13 protein-coding genes and 2 pseudogenes are annotated in these 18823 nt (G+C 36.3%); 4 read left to right on the forward strand and 11 right to left on the reverse strand.

From position 1 onward, the window contains the following. Positions 1–342: 342 nt before the first annotated feature. The 3 genes and pseudogenes from BK579_RS23195 to BK579_RS23200 form a co-directional block, all read right to left on the reverse strand. Complete coding sequence (locus BK579_RS23195) at positions 343–1227, reverse strand: DMT family transporter (protein ID WP_078549650.1); 885 nt, start codon at positions 1225–1227, stop codon at positions 343–345. Between the two features lie 143 nt (positions 1228–1370). Continuing rightward, positions 1371–1447 (reverse strand): annotated as a pseudogene (locus tag BK579_RS27150) (hypothetical protein); the annotation flags it as partial. A gap of 10 nt (positions 1448–1457) precedes the next feature. After that, positions 1458–2585, reverse strand: coding sequence for an NADH:flavin oxidoreductase (locus tag BK579_RS23200; RefSeq protein WP_078549652.1), 1128 nt, complete (start codon positions 2583–2585; stop codon positions 1458–1460). Positions 2586–2793: 208 nt separating this feature from the next. On the opposite strand from BK579_RS23200, the gene BK579_RS23205 reads away from it, so the two are divergent. After that, complete coding sequence (locus tag BK579_RS23205) at positions 2794–4002, forward strand: MFS transporter (protein WP_078549654.1); 1209 nt, start codon at positions 2794–2796, stop codon at positions 4000–4002. A gap of 151 nt (positions 4003–4153) precedes the next feature. On the opposite strand, the pseudogene BK579_RS23210 reads toward BK579_RS23205, so the two are convergent. Together BK579_RS23210 and BK579_RS23215 are read right to left on the reverse strand one after the other, a co-directional pair. Then, positions 4154–4606 (reverse strand): annotated as a pseudogene (locus BK579_RS23210) (MarR family winged helix-turn-helix transcriptional regulator). Positions 4607–5031: 425 nt separating this feature from the next. Beyond that, positions 5032–5982 (reverse strand): ribose-phosphate diphosphokinase, encoded by a 951-nt coding sequence (locus BK579_RS23215; RefSeq protein ID WP_078549656.1) that lies wholly within the window; start codon positions 5980–5982, stop codon positions 5032–5034. Positions 5983–6513: 531 nt separating this feature from the next. Between BK579_RS23215 and BK579_RS23220 the strand changes: the two genes are divergently transcribed. Continuing rightward, the gene (locus BK579_RS23220; RefSeq protein ID WP_078549658.1) at positions 6514–9066 is read left to right on the forward strand and encodes a rhamnogalacturonan lyase; all 2553 of its coding nucleotides are present in this window, start codon (positions 6514–6516) and stop codon (positions 9064–9066) included. 223 nt (positions 9067–9289) lie between these two features. On the opposite strand, the gene BK579_RS26190 is transcribed toward BK579_RS23220, so the two are convergent. The 4 genes from BK579_RS26190 to BK579_RS25910 form a co-directional block, all read right to left on the reverse strand. Next, complete coding sequence (locus BK579_RS26190; protein ID WP_204524756.1) at positions 9290–9454, reverse strand: hypothetical protein; 165 nt, start codon at positions 9452–9454, stop codon at positions 9290–9292. A gap of 428 nt (positions 9455–9882) precedes the next feature. Then, positions 9883–10734 carry a DegV family protein gene (locus BK579_RS23225; protein WP_078549660.1) on the reverse strand — a complete coding sequence of 284 codons (852 nt, stop codon included), beginning with the start codon at positions 10732–10734 and terminating at the stop codon, positions 9883–9885. A gap of 408 nt (positions 10735–11142) precedes the next feature. Then, positions 11143–12078: an NADP-dependent oxidoreductase gene (locus BK579_RS23230; RefSeq protein WP_078549662.1), complete on the reverse strand. Its 936-nt coding sequence runs from the start codon at positions 12076–12078 to the stop codon at positions 11143–11145. A gap of 155 nt (positions 12079–12233) precedes the next feature. After that, positions 12234–12395: a hypothetical protein gene (locus BK579_RS25910; protein ID WP_169891235.1), complete on the reverse strand. Its 162-nt coding sequence runs from the start codon at positions 12393–12395 to the stop codon at positions 12234–12236. Between the two features lie 329 nt (positions 12396–12724). Here BK579_RS25910 and BK579_RS23235 point away from each other — a divergent pair, with 329 nt between their 5' ends. Continuing rightward, entirely contained in the window at positions 12725–13135 is a 411-nt protein-coding gene (locus BK579_RS23235) for a hypothetical protein (RefSeq protein ID WP_078549664.1), read from the forward strand. Between the two features lie 261 nt (positions 13136–13396). Here the strand turns inward: BK579_RS23235 and BK579_RS23240 are convergent, their stop codons facing one another. Further along, positions 13397–15997, reverse strand: coding sequence for a calcium-translocating P-type ATPase, PMCA-type (locus tag BK579_RS23240; protein WP_078549666.1), 2601 nt, complete (start codon positions 15995–15997; stop codon positions 13397–13399). Between the two features lie 500 nt (positions 15998–16497). Between BK579_RS23240 and BK579_RS23245 the strand changes: the two genes are divergently transcribed. Further along, positions 16498–17250 (forward strand): CAP domain-containing protein, encoded by a 753-nt coding sequence (locus BK579_RS23245; RefSeq protein WP_078549668.1) that lies wholly within the window; start codon positions 16498–16500, stop codon positions 17248–17250. 176 nt (positions 17251–17426) lie between these two features. Here BK579_RS23245 and BK579_RS23250 read toward each other — a convergent pair whose 3' ends face one another. Beyond that, positions 17427–18134 (reverse strand): DNA alkylation repair protein, encoded by a 708-nt coding sequence (locus BK579_RS23250; protein WP_078550786.1) that lies wholly within the window; start codon positions 18132–18134, stop codon positions 17427–17429. Between the last annotated feature and the right edge of the window lie 689 nt (positions 18135–18823).

The following is an 18823-nucleotide window of genomic DNA, read 5'->3' on the forward strand; positions in this document are numbered from 1 at the left end:
TTATAGGTTAATTTCACCATATTTATTGTAAATACCAACAAATATTATCATTTTTTTACAAATGCATTAACCTTGCTCTCATTTTATTTTCCTTTATGTTAGAGACGAGCTTCATGAGTTCCATCTGAAAAATAATCGCACCTTGTTCACCAAGAACCGTTCTCGAATACTTTCAAGTTGCATCCATGTTCCTCTATGAATAGTTTTGACCTTATTATCGTAATAAACATTTGGTCGAAACTCCCATAATAAAGTATTTTAACAACATTATTTAGAAATAAAAAAAGAGTTATAATATTCATAACTCTTTTTTCACCCGATTTACTTTACTCTTCTTATTTCTTACTTGTTATATTCAACCTCTTTTACCTTCGTTGCTCGTTTGTTCACTAAAAATATGGCTATTAATATAAATCCTCCACCAGCTAATGTTGATAGATGTATTTCTTCATTTAGTAGTATCCATCCAAAAATCACACCAAAGAATGGAGCAAGAAATAGGAAAGAACTTACCTTAGCTGAATCTTCTTTACTTAAAAGAAAAAACCAAGTAGCAAATTGAATAATTGATGCCATGATAGCAAGCCATAAAATGATAAAAATAGATAAGGAATTTAGCACAAAAGTTACTTGTTCAAATAAAAGGCTACCCACTAAGAGTAGTATCCCTCCAAACAACATCTGATATGCAGTTAATACCCATGTATCAAATGTTGATCCCCACTTTTTTAGCAAAACGGTAGCAATAGCCCAGGCGATTGCACTTCCAAGCCCAAAAAGTGTGCCAGATTGTTGGATATTTAAGCTTGCTCCTAAAGTAATATAGACGCCAACTATACCAATTAACACGCCTACCCATTGAATCCACCTGTATCTTATTCCTAAGAAAATAGTGCTCAGAATCACAACGAGCAAAGGATTTGTGAAGGTTAAGATCGAAGACTCACCAGCTGTAATTGTACGAATACTTAGGAATATACATCCCATAACTGCTGTTGTTTGAAAGAAGCCAACAGTTAGGATCTTTATCCAATCAGTTATACGCTTAGGGTGAATTCGTTTTAATAGAATAACCACCCCAGACATTAAAACTCCAGCAATGGTGAAACGCAAACCAACTAAAAGTAAAGGTGAAACATAGTTTAATCCAATCTTTCCAATGGCAAACGAAGAGCCCATTAGTCCGGTACTAATTACTATTAATATAGTAAACAATAATTTATTCATTACTTGAGTAACTCCATTCTGCACAACTCATATATAAAATTTGCAATAAGTATAACAATTTTATATCTTAAAACAAAACAATACGAACCAAAATTTTAAAAGGCCTCATCTCTAAGAATGAGATGAGACTTTACTGCTATTCAGTTTACACCTGTCAAGATAGTCTAGTTTCAGATGTAGATACAGCAAAAACAGTTTGTCTAATCATATTTTTGAGTAAGCCCTATCATTTACGCTTCAAAATCCTTTATTTTAGCATTCGGACTTAAAATTCTTTCAGGATTAAACTCACTTAAAGTTTGGCCACTTTTAACTTTAGTCACCCAATCATGGTTTGCTAATGCTCCCTTGCCTAATGTAATAACATCAGCATCACCATTTTCAATGATTTGTATTGCCTTATCAGGATCATGTAAACCTCCGTTAGCTATGACCGGCAATTTACTATACTTTTTTGCTAGTCCAGCGAGTGACTCTCCTCCATCACCAAAGGCGGAATCTGTGGCGACGGTTCCTTCTCCCTCAGGAAATGCCGGTTGCCATGCTTCATATTCCGTAACATGGATATAATCCAATCCAGCCTTTCCTAATTCCCGAAAAATAATTTCAGCGTCTTTTTCTTTTCCGGCCCATTTATGTGTATAATCATTTACTTTTCCTTGTGAAATGCGGATCCCAACTGTATAATCTGTACCCACAGCCTCACGGACTGCTTTTGATACCTCTACTAGCAGTTTTACACGATTTTCTGTTGAGCCACCGTATTCATCGTTTCGTTGATTCATATAATCTGTAAGAAATTGATCTAATATGTAGCCATTCGCGCCATGAATTTCAATTCCATCAAAGCCAGCTTCTTTTGCTTTCTTTGATGCATCTACAAACCCTTTAACCAATTCTGTGATGTCGTCTTGTGTAGCTTCCTTTGGAACTTTGAAGGGCCCATCTCCACCATAGAATTTCATTTGCTCTCCTTTAGGTTGAACAGGAGATGGCCCAAGGGTTTCACTGGTAAATCTGTTACCTTGTGATAACGCACCTGCATGCATTAATTGAACAAATATTTTGCTGCCTTCTTGATGAACAGCTTCTGTTACCATTTTCCACGCTTGGACTTGATCTTTGTCAATTAAACCTGGTTGCTCAAAGTATCCTTGGCTATACTTACTATCAGGATAAGTTCCTTCTGTAATAATTAATCCAAAGCCACCACGAGCAAAATCAGCGTAATAGTTAACCATTTGATCAGTAACTAAACCTTCAGGAGTTGCACTTGTGCGTGTCATCGGTGCAACACCAACTCGATTATTGATAGTTGTATTCCCCAGCTTTACTGAATTGAATAAAATTGATGTCATGAATTTTCCCCTTTCTTTTTACCATTCATTATTTTTTCCAATTAGTTTTTAACCATTCTAAAAATTTTTTTGTAAAAGATCTTCACGCTGTTTTCCTATACAAGTCATAAATATTTCACACATCGAAAATTTCGGATATGAAAATAAGAAATTTATATGATACTATTAGAATATTAAAATTTCTTTACTTAATTTGGAGATGGAACATATGCCAACCTGGAAACGAAATTTATGGATACTATGGATTGGAGCATTTTTTACAGCAGCCAGCTTTTCAATGGTTATCCCTTTTTTACCGATATTTCTACTTCAAATAGGAGTACATGATCATACCGAACTGTGGTCAGGATTGATATTTAGTTCTGCATTTTTTGCAGGTGCAATCGCAACACCGTTTTGGGGAAGTATGGCTGATAAATATGGTAGAAAGCCGATGATCATTCGGGCAGGATTCGCACTTTTTGTTGTTTATACACTAATGGCGTTTGTCACAAATCCATATCAAATATTAGGATTACGCATCCTACAAGGATTATTAAGTGGATATATTCCAGGAGCGATAGCTTTAATTGGTACGAATACACCAAGGGAGAAAGTGGGTTATGCTCTAGCTCTCATTTCTTCAGCGACTGCATCAGGAATGATTATGGGCCCATTATTAGGAGGAGGAATGGCAGAACTCGTAGGAAATCGTTGGGCATTTGCAAGCGCAGGGATTATCGTTTTTTTTGCAACCCTCCTTATTATTTTTTGGGTAAAAGAAGAAAACTTTAAGCCAAGTAAGGAAAAAAGCTCTATTAAAAGAGACTTTAAAGTAGCGCTCAACAATCGACCTTTCTTACTTGTACTTATCCTAACCCTTATAGTCAGTTGCTCAGTCATGACGATTGAACCGATTCTTCCTTTATACATTGCGGACTTAAGCGGTTCTTCTAAATATGCATCGTTACTTACAGGTTTTATCATTTCGCTACCTGGGATTGCTAGTGCTCTATTTGCACCAATCTGGGGAAAGTGGGCAGACAAAGTTGGATTTAAACGTGTTTTATTCATTGGTCTGCTGGGTGCTGGAATTGGAACATTGGCTCAAATCATTTTCTCCCAAATATGGGGTTTCTCAATCACTAGGTTTATATATGGTGTCTTTTACTGCGCGATTTTCCCTGCACTAAATGGGCTCGTTGTTACATCTACCCAAGAAGAATTCCGTGGACGAGCATTCAGTTTGAATCAAACCTCAAACCAAATTGGCGGAATGATTGGTCCAATTATTGGTGGGTTACTTGGAGGAGTATTTCCGGTTCAAAGCGTATTTTTGGTAACCGGAATTTTATTATTAGGTGCAATGGGAACTGTATATTGGAATACAGATAAATCGAGAATCCCGGCGAAGAAAGAAGTCATTACCAGTAAATAAAGATTAAGGAGTAAATTCCATTTACTCCTTTTTGTAATGAACCGAAGCCTGCACCATTTCATCTGTATAACCAATTTCTTGAAGTATGCTCAGTTCTTCATTGGTGCATCCTTTAAAATTAATCGTCATTAGATTTCATTCCTTTATTTAATCAATAAATTCTCTTTTTTCCCTTTTTAACAGATTCCCAATCGACTTCAACATTTTTCCTTACTCTTTAAAGAAGATTAAATATAGTCTCTACTTCCGCTTCAGAAAGTCCTTCCAAAGCAACTTTATTGGAATGTTCATTTTCTTTCTTTATTGAAGGATAAACATCTTTCCCTTTCTCTGTTGGAAAAAGTTTTTTGATTTTTTGGTTAGTTTCATCGTCTCTCTTTTCAATAAAACCATTTAACTCAAGTTTTTTTATAGCACGAGCTGCAGTTGTTCGATCTACTTTAATCATCTCAGCGAGCTTTTCTTGTATGATTCCTGAATTTTCACATATTCGAACAAGATATAGATATTGCCCTTTTGTAAGCTCATATTCTTTAAATTCGATATTACTTATAGAATCTAATGCCCTTGCTATCATTCCAATTTCACGAAGGATTTCTTTCATGATTAACCCCTTTCAAAAAACAATGTTGTAAATGCAACAAATTAACATACACTGATTTTATTTCTATTTCGTTGCAATTGCGACAAAAATCATTTAGGTGACAAATTTAGTGAATTATATTTTTGCGAATTAGAAATTAAATAAAGAAGGCTCTTTTCTGAAGACTAATTGCTCTATTTTTCGACTAGTTACACAATTTCACTAGATGTTATCGTTAATGTTAGGAAGAAAAGATGCCAATCTACTTAGTTCATAGTGATTTTTAAGAGAGCGCTAAAAGCGGCATAGTATACGATAACAGCCATAAAGAAACACACCAATAATGGTGCTTATTGGTGTGTTCGAAAGTTTTATTATTCTTTTTTACAAGCCCGTTCCTGAAATTTTGTGGGATAAATTAAAATCTTCAAATGACCAATAACAACTTACTCAAATAAAGGGCTTAATGCTTTCTCATTATGAATGCGATCTATCGCATCTACAAACAACGGTGCAACAGATAAGGTAATCAGCTTTTCTATTTTCTTTTCTGATGGTATCTCAATCGTATTCGTCACCACTAACTCTTTAATGGCTGACTGTTCAATTCTATTAATCGCTTCCCCAGAAAGTACCGCGTGTGTACAGCAAGCATACACTGCTTTTGCCCCTTTTTCAGCTAAGGCTGCCGCTGCGTTGGAAATAGTAGCCGCTGTATCAATTAGATCATCGACAATAATCACATTTTGTCCTTCTATATGACCTACAATGTTCATAATTTCAGACATATTTCGTTCAGGGTGCCTTCTGTCAATTAAAGCAATAGGTGCACCTAATCTGGCGGCCATTTTCCGGGCTCTTACGACACTGCCTTTATGCGGAGCAACAAACACGACATCGTCTAATCCCTTATTCTGATAATAATCTACAAAGATTGGTACCCCTACTAGGTGCTCCAGAGAAATATCAAAAAAGCCCTGAACTTGAGGTGCATGTAAGTCCATCGTCAGTACTCTTGAAGCCCCTGCTCTTTCTAAGAGGTTTGCAATCAGTTTTGCCGTAATAGGTTCTCTTGCTCTAGCTTTTCGATCTTGGCGTGAATAACTGTAGTATGGTATAACCACATTAATTGTTTTTGCAGCTGCTCTTTTCAAGGCATCAATCATGATTAGAAGCTCCATAATGTGTTCATTACTTGGGTATGAAGTAGATTGAACAACAAATACTTCGCTTCCCCGAATACTTTCTTCTATGTGAATATGAATTTCTCCATCACTAAAACGCGTAACAGAGCTTTTTCCTATTTTACAACCTAAAAGGTTGGCTATCTCTTTTGATAGCGTTTGGTTTGAGTTTAATGCAAATAATTTAAAGTTCTCTTTAAGTTGATAATCCACGTTTGCCCCCCATGTTGTTTAATTTTTTCTATTATCTTATTTTACATATAAAAAACAAATAGGACAACGTAAGTAACATAAACACTATAACTATATAATCGACGGAACATGAAATAGCCATTGCTTATCACTTTTTTGAAATCTTCATCATATTGTGAAGTGATTGATTTTTATACTGCTATTTCAAATTAGTAGTTTAGGGCTACTTCCTTGAAATGATAACTCAGACTATAGGCTGTGATTGATGTAGGACCATTTTCCTTTTCTTTTTCAATCACTGTTTTTCAAACAAACATCTCTAATTATTTGATACGCAAGTTTGTACTTCGTTCTTATAATTACAGAGTATTCCCAGACTTAAATCCTTTACTAGGATTATTTTTTCCGGGAGAAAAATGCTCGAAAGGAGATGCAATCAAACTAAAATGTAAGCGCTGTCAAAACTTAGTGTATTTTGTCACCTTATGCAAACTTTATAGGGGAAGCGGAAAGTAGAAGAGTTTTACTATAAAAATACTGGAAGGTGAAAACATGAAAAAAGCTTCATTATCAAAAAAAATTGTTACCAATGTTTTAGCAACTAGTCTGTTATTTACAGGAGTAGTTGGTGCACAAGCAGCGGCTGGGAAGGACAAGACTCCAGTTTCTAGCAATAATGGAATCCAACTTGAGCACTTAGATCGAGGTTTAGTAGCGGCATCCACATCTGAAGGAAACTTTCTTTCATGGCGATTACTGGCTAATGAAGTCACCGGGTATACGGACAATGGTTTGACTGGCGCAAACTTCAATGTGTATCGTGATGGCAAAAAAATCGCAACAGTTGATAACAGCACTAACTTCTTAGATAAAGATGGCACATCTGATTCAGTTTATTTTGTAAGCGTTGTCGTAGGTAAAAAGGAGCTAGACAAAAGTGAAGCAGTGTCTCCTTGGGCTGATTCCTACTATGATTTGCCACTACATAAGCCAGAAGATGGAGTAACTCCTGCAGGTGAAGCTTATACGTATCATGCAAATGATATGAGTGTTGGTGATGTTGATGGTGATGGCCAATATGAATTTTTCGTTAAATGGGATCCGTCTAACTCTAAGGACGTTTCACAAAAAGGGTATACAGGAAATACGTATATTGATGCCTACAAACAAGATGGAACAATTTTATATCGAATTGACTTAGGAGTAAATATCCGCTCTGGCGCCCATTACACCCAGTTCTTAGTCTATGATTTTGATGGAGATGGAAAAGCAGAAACCATGTTTAAAACTGCCCCAGGTACAAAAATCATCAAGTTTGATTCAACTGGAACTGTAGCTTCAGAAGAATATATTACCATGCCACAAGAAGATCTAGATGCTGGTTATAGTCACAGTGATGACTATCGTATGAGTAGCGAGGATTATTATGACCATGTGGTCGAGATGTTTATGGGCTGGCATGAGCATGAAGAGGTCATAGCTGGAAACTGGCCGGCAACATTGGAAGAAAGCTTTGGTATAGAGCCTGAATATAGTTACCCGTTATCTAAAGAAGATGCAGCAAGTCTAGCAGATTATTTTATTGATGTGTATGCTCCTGCAAGAAGTAGCCGTAATGATTTAAGAGATTTTGAGGGCTTCATTGTGAAAGGTCCTGAGTATTTAACTGTATTTAACGGGGAAACAGGAAAAGAAATGGAGACGATACACTATAAGACTGAACGTCATGACGATGGATTGATGTGGGGAGATTATGCGATGAGCAGAATTGAGCCGGGCAACCGCGTTGATCGATTTCTTGCTGGTGTAGCTTATCTTGATGGAGAGAAACCGTCAGCAATTTTTGCCCGTGGATATTATACTAGATCTACACTTGTTTCATATGACTGGGATGGTAAGAATCTGAAGGAAAAATGGACGGTGGATAGCGGCTGGGCTCCGATGACAAATCCGTTTAACGATGGACCACATGGTAGACCAGGGACAAATGAAGAATTTGCTTTACTGACAACTCAAGGAGCACACTCATTAAGTACGGCCGATGTGGATGGAGATGGCAAGCAGGAAATCATCTATGGATCTTCTACAATCGACAATGATGGTTCCCTTTTATATAATTCACGCGCAATAATGCCTGAAGGTAGTGGCATGCCAGGAGTAGAAGCAGGACTTGGACATGGGGATGCCCTTCACGTGGCTGATATTGACCCAGACCGCGAAGGCTTAGAAATCTTTATGGTACATGAAGGCGGACGTTGGGCGCCATATGGATATGCTTTACGAGATGCAGCGACTGGTGAAGTAATTTATGGAGGATACACTGGAAAAGATACTGGCCGAGGCATGATAGGTGATGTTGATCCGGAACAAAGAGGCTTGGAGACTTGGGCTGTTGGATTATGGTCGGCAGATGGGAAAAAAATTAGTAATATCGGACCTGGAACGAATATGAATATAAAATGGGCTGGGGACATGACAACCCAAATCGTGAATGGTTCACGTGACCAAACCCCTTCGATTGATGACTGGAAAAAGGGCAAAGTTCTTACTGCTGAAGGAACTAGAACAAACAACTGGACAAAGGGTAACCCAAACCTAGTAGCTGATGTATTCGGTGACTGGAGAGAAGAGTTACTTGTGCGTACCGAAGATAGCTCAGCAATCCGTATTTACCTTAGCGATGAGGTAACAGACCGTAAGCTTTATACACTTATGCATGATGCACAATATCGAACAGGAATTGCATGGCAAAACACAGCATATAATCAACCTGCATATCCAAGCTTCTATTTTGCATCAGATACAGATTTCGCGAATGTTTCAGTTCCAGAATATTGGAGTCCTGGTGAAGTAAGTGCCTTAGAGAAGCTTATGGGGGAATATAAAGCTAGTGGACAATTAAAAGGTCCTTTAACTTCTCAATTAGAAAACACATTAAGACAAGTTGAGCACCATTTACAAAAGGGCTCAGAAAAACAAGCGATTAAATTTATGGATAAGTATTTGAATCAACTTAACCACAAAACAAAGCAAACACATATTTCTTCGACAGCTAAAATGAATTTATCTCATCATGCACAGTTATTTATTGATAGATTAGAATAAGTCAATCGCGCAACTGCCCCGACAGAGATGGAGCCCCTGACTAAGCAGGCTGCTTTATGCCGGAAGTGTCTGAAATTCTCGAGGTCTCGAGGGGATAGGTGCCGGGGCAGACACTACAACTATTAAGTTAATAGAAATTTATTAGAAATGTTTAAACAATTAGAAGAGGACCAAGATAGGTCCTCTTCTTGTTACATAGGTAGGAATACACCTACTATTAAATTTATATAATTATGTCACTAGCATAAGGATTAATCCAATTAGTCCAGCAAAAAGAGAATAATACAGCATCGGCACTATCGTCATACGAATGATCGCGAATAATTTGTAGTGGCACCTTCCAATAAACAACTGCCAAAAACGCTGTAGCAGCTAAACTAATCGCCATTGCCTTCACTGCGGGCGGAAAACAACCAGAAACAACATGACTGCAATAATTGGGGTTAGTGCTACTAAAGTGGTCATGTATCAATTTCCTTTCTATTTTTATATGTTATTATTATGCTCAAGTTTGGAGTAATTAGTTTGTTATAAGAATAATTCATCAATCGTCCACACTACAAAACACTAAAAAATAACATATCTGTACCAACAGTTTTCTGTTTAAAATTTTTTCACCTTAAAACTTTTCCATTTACGACATACCCTACCTTAAACAACAGTATATCACCTAAAAGAGACGCAAAAAATGGAGTAAATATGACAACAGCAATATATCAAATTTATTTGTGAACTAGGAAAACTGAATAAAGGACCTCTGTTTGAACGGAGGTCCTCTTGATAAAGAATATATATATTAATCCATTAAACTCTTTTCTATAACTCTAACCCTGCAACTCCAAATCCTCCAGGTCCAGAGTGAGTAGTAATCATTGCACCAGCTTGGATCCATTTTACATTTTTGAATCCAGTTTCTTTGGCAAGTTCGTCCATCTGTTGTTTGATACTTTCTTCAAGTCCGATTGAGTAGATAAAATAAAGCTGTTCTCTATCAATGTTATATTGAGTTAAAAACTCTCGCATAAGTTTTTCAGAAACAACGTTCATTTTCCCACGGTATTTTTTTGTAGAAACAAGCTTTCCGTCAATTAATTCTATGCACGGCTTTATTTTTAACAACGCTCCTCCAAGATACGCAATATTACTTACACGTCCACCGGCTCTTAAAAATTCCAAGCTGCCGGGAATGAAAGCCAACCTTGACTTAGGAACCATTGACTCTATTTTTTCAACTAATCGTACAGGTTCAATATCAGGCTCTTTCTCTAACAAAGATACAGCATACATGACAATAGCTGTTAAACCACCTGTTACGTTCAAAGCATCAATTAGAAAAAGGTCTTCAAACTCTTCCGCTGCGATTACCGCATTTTGAAACGAGGAAGATGCCTTTGACGTGTAACCAATATGGACAATAATGCAATCTGGGTAATCCGATTTTATTTTTGTAAAAAACTCTTGATATTCATGAGCATTAGTGGAGGTTGTAGATGGTATTTTTTTGGTGCGTCCATAATAGTCATAAATATCTTTAATAGGTAAAGAACCATCTAAATAATCCTTACCATCCATAATGATATGCATAGGAACCACTTGAACAGCATATCGGCTAGCTAAATCTTCAGGTAAATCCGCTCCACTTTCAGTAGTCAAAATAATTTTTCTCACTTCATATCCCCCTTATCTATAATTAAGCCAGCGATTACTATTTTAGTTCTTTACAAAGGCCTATTTTTACTATACAGCAGATAAGAAAGTTATTGTTGTTAATATAACTAAGAAAACTTAAAATTTTGCAAAATGATTTCTATCTCTCTTAGGTTTTATTATTTAGAATGATTTGGTAAGAGACCGTAAATTGTTACCGCTGCGGGTAATGCATATAAGGAATTCGCTTTTAAAGTCAGTGAAAATTTGGATTTACTTGATGAAGGTAGTAGAGTATGGTTTTATGAATTCTTTAAAAATAAGAACGCAGTCCAAATTCAAATAAAAAATGGATGTCTCACAAGTTCGCTTTTAACTTTTGAGATATCCTTAACGACGTTTTAGACAAATTCATCTATGATAACCAAGTTATTTAATTGAAATGACAATTTTTCCACGAGCATGATTTGTTTCACTAAGTTCATGTGCCTTTACAATCTCATCGATTGAAAAAATTTCACCTGTTATCGGTTTTACTTTTTTATTTTCTATTAATGTAGTAATCTTTTTTACTACTTCTCCACTAGGATCACTAATGAAGAATTCTAGATGAATTCCTTTTTTTTGCGCTTTGATATGATCCTTTTCAGTTGGAAAAGTAGCTATAGTAATTAATTTCCCATCTGCCTTAATTATTTCAAAGGCTTGCTCGAATACATTTCTCCCTACCGTATCAAAGACAAGATCAAAACCTTGTTCGTAGGAAAAATGATCTGTAGTATAATCTAATACCTCATCTGCTCCGAGCTTTTTCACAAAATCAACATTGCTTCTACTCGTTGTTGCTACTACATAAGCACCTAAGCTTTTCGCAAGCTGTACGGCAAAGCTACCAACCCCACCTGAACCACCAAGTATAAGCACTCTTTGTCCGTGTCCAACATTCCCTCTTTCAACCAATCCCCGCCAGGCAGCTGTTCCAACTAGTGGGATTGAGGCTGCTTCATAAAAAGAAATATTTCGTGGTTTTCTAGCAACAAAACTTTCATCAATACTCACATAGTCTGCATATGTACCGTTTCTTGTTAACTCAGGATAGCTATACACTTCGTCCCCAATACTAAAATTAGTCACTTTTTCCCCGACTTCTTTTACAACACCCGCCACATCATACCCTAATATAAGTGGAAAGGAAGAGTTTAACCTACGATGGAGGTAGCCTTCGCGGATCGCAATATCAACTGGATTCACAGCTGCTGCATGTACCTCAATTAACACATCTTTTGGTTTAACGGTTGGGTATGCAAGCTCCATCAACTTCAATTGATCCCTACTTCCGTACTGTTCTATTGCGACTGCTTTCATATAATTCCTCCTCTAATCCCGATTGTAAAACAATGGAAGAGTGATGCACTAGATGTGATACATCACTCCACTCTCTAAAAATGAATGATACTACTATTAATCGAATGTATATTTACTTTTTATCAACTAATCAATTTTTTTTGATTAATTAACCATTAACAAGTTGCACAGCTTTGGTAGTTAGGAACACACTTTGTTGGTACATTGTTAACCTGTTGCTTTTCTTCATGATTTTCTACCCTCTTATATAGCACTGGACGTTGAAGATGTGAGTGTCTATAGGCTAACTCTGCTTTTAATGTTTCTAAATTATACATATTTAACTCTCCTTATTTATCAAATTTTATTGATTAATTATATAGTAAATTATTCCAACTGATTTATCAAGATATTTAATCAACTTTTTTTGATTAAAAATCAAAAGTACAAAATCATTTTAGTTGCATCCACATTCCTTCATATATTTATCTGGTATATCCAAAGAAATCAACTATAGCTATTTAGGAGTTTGTTATAATATTAGATATTATATAAAGGTCGTTTTTCTAGATTGTTGCTATCCGACCTAAAAAAAAGCAGTTGTACTTCTAGCCTATGAAAGAAAGTCCCAATAAAGAAACCATCCTAAAAAAAAGAGGAAAATACTTTGGGTAAGAAAAAGAAAAGAAAAAGTAAAAAGAAACAGTTTTGGGGATTACCGAGGGACATTCGTATTGAGAACGCCAAATCCTGGATTGAAACGTATAATGAAGAATATATCGTACAAGCTTATGCAAAAAGATTTGGACTCAATCTAAAAAACGCAATGAAAGAACTTCAAATTATTGGATTCCAAATAAGTACCCAAGAAAGAGTGCACATTAAAAGGATTATTAAAGAAAGAAAACTACAAAAAGAGAACAAGAAAGCAAAAAGAAAAGCCATAGAATTAAACGAATTTGAGGAATACGACGAAACATTTGCATTTATTGCTGGTTATACCGAGGGCGGTGCACCATTCGGAGTTACTTATGAAGAAATAGAAGAAACTTATGAGCCAGTTCTTATAAGAGATTAAAAATAATGGTACCTGATTATCCCCATTGAACTCTAGGGAGCTCAATAGGCTCAGGCAACTGGATCATAGAAGGCCTATGATTCACTTTCTCCTTGTTTTCGCTCAGGCAACTGGATCATAGAAGGCCTATGACTCACTTTCTGCTTGTTTTCACTCAGGCATCTGAATCATAGACCCTATGATTTACTTCCGTCTTTCTTTTACTTTGGCAACTGTATGAAAGCCAATGGATTCACCTAAATTATTTATTCGCATAGTGGCTTACTTTGAAAAAAACAGTCTAAACAACTGAATCACCACAAGTGGCACTAAAGACAAACCATAAATGGTTCCAAATTGCGCTGCATTAAGAGTTGCAATTTCAAATACGCCCATCAGCGGTGGTAAGAATAACACTAAGTGCAATAGTACCACTCCTAGGATGACAGCATACCAAAGATATTTATTTGAGAAGAAACCTATTTTAAATAAAGACTGGTTACTTCTAGAGTTGAAACCGTGAAACAGTCTAGCTAAACACAATGTCGAAAAGGCCATTGTACTTGCAACCAATGCGTCTCCCGTTGAAAGTCCAATGTGAAATGCAATTAAGGTTGCGATGGCGATAATTACACCCTCAACGGAAACTCGTTTCGCAAATGCTTTATTTAACAGAGGTGTATTTATATCTCTAGGTTTTTCCTTCATTATTTTCTTATTGTGAGGCTCAAGACCGATTGCTATCGCTGGTAAACTGTCTGTCAGTAGGTTAATAAACAGTAAATGGACGGCTGCAAACGGAACTGGTAAAGCTAATATAGAAGCGTAAAGAACAGATAAAACTCCACCCATATTTCCAGCTAATAAAAACTTAATGGAATTTTGAATGTTTGCATAAATGCTTCGACCATTTGAAATGGCTTTTACAATGGTTGAAAAATTGTCATCCGTTAAAACCATAGAAGAAGCTTCTTTCGCCACCTCTGTCCCAGTGATCCCCATGGCGATTCCTATGTCAGCCTGTTTTAATGCAGGCCCATCATTTACACCATCTCCTGTCATCGCAACGACATTCCCTTTTTCCTGCCACGCTCTTACAATCCTAATTTTGTGTTCTGGAGAAACCCTTGCGTAAACCGAGATATCAGTTACTTTTTCTTTAAGCTCTTGATCACTCCATTTTTCAATCTCAGAGCCCTCTACTGCTTCTGACTCAATTTTTAATATACCAATTTGCTTAGCAATAGCAGAGGCCGTTATTTTATGATCACCAGTAATCATAACCGGCTTAATCCCTGCATCAATACAAGAAGCAACAGCTCCTGCTGATTCCTCCCTTGGTGGATCCATCATGGATATTAACCCTACAAACGTTAAGTCATTCTCGTCCTCAAATCCAATTGTTGTCCCTTCATCCACCTCTTTATAAGCAAACCCAAGAACCCGAAGACCGCTCATTGAAAATTCCATATTTACATTCTCAATTTCTTGTTTGTGTTTTTCGGTAAAATCGATAATTCCATCAGAGGTCTCAATTTTTGCTACCCGTGACAATAGGACGTCTAATGCTCCTTTGGTAAACATCAACTTTTGACCTTCATAGTTGTTGACTGTACTCATCAGTTTTCGATCTGAGTCAAATGGTAATTCCTTAATCCTCGGGAACTCATCTCTTATCTTCAGTTCATCCAATTGGTACTTTTCACCAAGGTCAACCAGTGCGATTTCTGTTGGATCACCAATTTCCTTTTTATCAATCGTCACTGAATCATTACATAGTAAAGACATGAATAAGATTCTTTTTTCAATGTGATTCTCTAAGTCTAATTGATCGTGTTCAATAACTCGTTGATTCGCATACACTTGTTGAACCGTCATTTTGTTTTGAGTTAACGTCCCTGTTTTATCAGAACAAATCACAGATATACTCCCTAGACTTTCGACAGCATGAAGTTTTCGAACAATGGCATTTTCTTTAGCCATCTTCTGGGTTCCAAAGGCTAATACAATTGTAACAATCGAGCTTAAAGCCTCTGGAATGGCTGCAACTGCAAGTGCAACTGCAAACATAAACGAATCAGCTAGTTCATTTCCTCTGATGATATCTATGACGAAAATAAGAATCGCAATTGCAATGATAATACCTGCAAGTTTTTTACCAAATTGATCAAGACTTGCCTGAAGCGGTGTCTTCTTCTCTTTAGCTGACTCAAGTAAATTTGCAATCTTTCCGATTTCGGTATTCATACCAATGTTTGTAACAACGACTACAGCACGGCCATATGTAACAAAACTGCCTGAAAAGACCATATTCTTCTTATCTCCAATAGGAACATCCTGCTCAGCTATTGGGGCAACATCCTTCTCGACACTTAACGATTCGCCCGTAAGTGAACTTTCATTGATTTGTAAACTGTGATTCTCTATTATTCTCCCATCAGCACTTACAAAATCACCTGCATCAAGAAATAGAATATCGCCAACTAACAGCTCCCTAGAAGGAATCTCAATCTTTTGACCATTTCTTAGGACTTTTGCGGTAGGCGAAGACAATGCCTTTAAGCTATTCAAGCTTTGTTCTGCTTTTAGGTGCTGAACCGTTCCTAAGATTGCATTCAGGACAATAACAACCATGATAACAATTGTACTCTCAAACTTTCCTAAAAAAGCTGAGATCACTGCTGCAGCAATTAGAATAATGACTAAAAAGTCCTTGAACTGTTCGAAAAACACTTCAATGGCTGATTTTCTTTTCCCTTCAGCTAATTCATTGTATCCGTATTGTTCACGACGTTTATCTATATCCTCAGATACTAGTCCTTTTTCCGTGACATTTAATTCATCTAACACTTCTCTTGATGTTTTCATAAAAAAATCATTCATTGAGAAATCCCCCCCTTTAGAATAGGCTTTTAGAATGCAAAATGGTAATCTTTTCTACATATATACTTATTGTACCCTGAAAAAGGTTATTTTTATGTATGATTCTTTCTTTCCTTTTTACAATATTGTTAAACTTTCTAGGTCGAAAAACATTTAGTTTTAAAAAACACACTGTGCGCCAAGATTTATAGAAGTGCACTTCCACGAGTAACCACCTAGTCATATTTGTCATGTACCATTAATATATGTCACAAAAGCTCGCCCACTTGAATTCTGTCAATAGGGATAAACTAGTATTTATTCCCTTTAACACTAGAAATAGGAATATACCAAAACCAAAAACAATCCTTCAAATCTATTAATTTTCAACGATTGATAAAAATGAAATAGTAGGAAAGTTTTGAGTTTTACCTAGCAGGAAAAGTCTTCCTCAAATGTTACAAAATTCGCATGCTATGATGTGCATGTACAAGCCGTACACACAACAAGGAGGACTGAATATGAAAAAAACAGTAGTATCTTTAGTAGTAGCAGGTGCACTATTGGTTTCAGGGCCATTAGCTAGTTCTGCGGCACATGAAAGTGGATCAAAAAATGTATACGAAAGTCGTTATGTTGTAACTGTGAACAACACGACGAACTGGAATGCGTTTATTCAGAGCTTACTTAAAAAATATTATTCTCAAAACGATCAAACTCAGCCACAAGTGGAAAAACCTTCTCAACCAGCTGAGGAGCCTGCAAAAGAAACAAATCAAACTGAACCAACAGAACCTAAGGCCCAAGAACCAGTTCAGGAAAGTCCTCTCGTACAGCAGCCTGTTCAACAACAGCCGGTTGAACAAACAAATGAAACGACAAATAAGGCTACTTACTCATTAAATCAGTTTGAACAAGAAGTTGTAACACTAACGAATAATGAACGTGTCAAACATGGCTTACAGCCACTAAAAATTGATTTAAAAGTAAGTGAAGTTGCTAGACTAAAATCTTCTGATATGAAGAATAATGGGTATTTTTCTCATACAAGTCCAACCTACGGATCACCATTCGATATGATGAAGCAATTTGGTGTTCAATACCGTGCAGCTGGTGAAAATATTGCGAAGGGTCAGCGTTCTCCACAAGAGGTTGTAAATGCATGGATGAACAGTGAAGGTCACCGTAAAAACATTTTAAGTTCAAACTTTACTCACATTGGAGTAGGTCATGTTGAAGGAAATTATTGGACACAGATGTTTATTGGAAAATAACATAGATTAATAGAAAATGCTCATTGGGGTACTTAACGAAGAATCGTTAAGTGCTCTTTTTTACTTGAGTAGGTTGATTTGAAGTACCGACACGGCCCCTATTCAAAAAAGAAAAGCGTCGATCATTAGATCCACGCTTCGTTTAGTAGAGATTTTTTCCCGATGTGATACTATTTTTAACATCTAACATATTTGCGTTTAAAACCCACTCTTCCTCTTTCAACTTCTTTTTGAATACTTTCGGAAGCGTTAAGTAAGCTGTTTTTCTTCATATCCCGCTTAACTTCTACTACCCCTATTTCCTTAGCAGTCTCGACTGCCTTTTCATGTAAAAGCACATAAGAGATCCCTACCGTGTATACAAAATTATTCATTGCAGATTTCGCTCGTGCTGGTGAATCATGAATCTTATTTTTCACAAGATCAAGCATGTTGGAAATCTTACTCTCGGAAAATTCAGCGTCTTTGCGATTCCCTAAAAGCCAGCAGTAGCAACTCCAGCCCGCTGACATTTTCAATTCTTCACCACTTGCGATCCAATTATCCGCAACATTTTGGGCGATATCTGACTCTGATAAAGTGACTGCCACCACATAATCAGACAGCATATAAAAATACGCTCCACCCATCCAACGATCATAATCGGACTCGGTCATAGCTTTTGGTTCTGCAATGATGCCTGCAAAGTACATGGCATCATAGTTCCCTGTTGCATAAAGCTCGTCAGCTAAGCTTTGATTGAATTTTATTTTCTTTGCGATAGGTTTCATAGCACCTGTGGCCACCCCAAATAGTGGCTCGTGCGCACCATTGGATATATACAATTTCTTAGTGCGTTCCTTGCCTAGGGATTCTAGCTCTTGCATCACCGTTTCGAAATCCAAAGTTTGCACTTCCTTTGTTATTATTACTATCATTATATTTTGACTCACTCCACGGGACAAGCTTACGTGGTTTTACGAGCATTTTTTAGTTTGTGCTCTATATCATGAATACTTATGAACATTATTTGAACTCACTTTGAAAAGGAGTTTTAAGAGAACCCTTAAGACTTGCCTGAATTCCTTTCTTTTCACTATAATTAAGATATGAGAATTTATTCCAAATAAAAGTATAATATTAAACAGCTAAATTATTTCAATCATTATTCTTCTAAAACATGCCTTTATATTCTCATTATAATAATTAGTAACTCCCCTCTACGATTATACTTCTGTGTTTTTACATCAAGTGTGTATCATAATCAACTATTCGCCTTAATATAATAGAAACGGTGCAAGATAAACATGCACTTCATACTAATGTTTATTCTATATATTCTCATTATCACTTTCGTATTAACTCCATTTCAAGCGTAATATGTTTCATTCTATTTTCATTTAAATCTATTGTTTCGCAATTATTCTACTCATAGAAATTATCATTAAATACTTTTAATAAGCCTATTATTATTGATTAAATCAGTCATTTTAAATCTTACAGTATATATTTCTTTCATTTTTATTGACAATTTATTATAATAACTACATAATAATTATTATAAATTTAGTTTTAATGTTTTCTAAAACTAGAT

The organism is Litchfieldia alkalitelluris, from assembly GCF_002019645.1.
GTDB lineage: Bacteria > Bacillota > Bacilli > Bacillales > Bacillaceae_L > Litchfieldia > Litchfieldia alkalitelluris.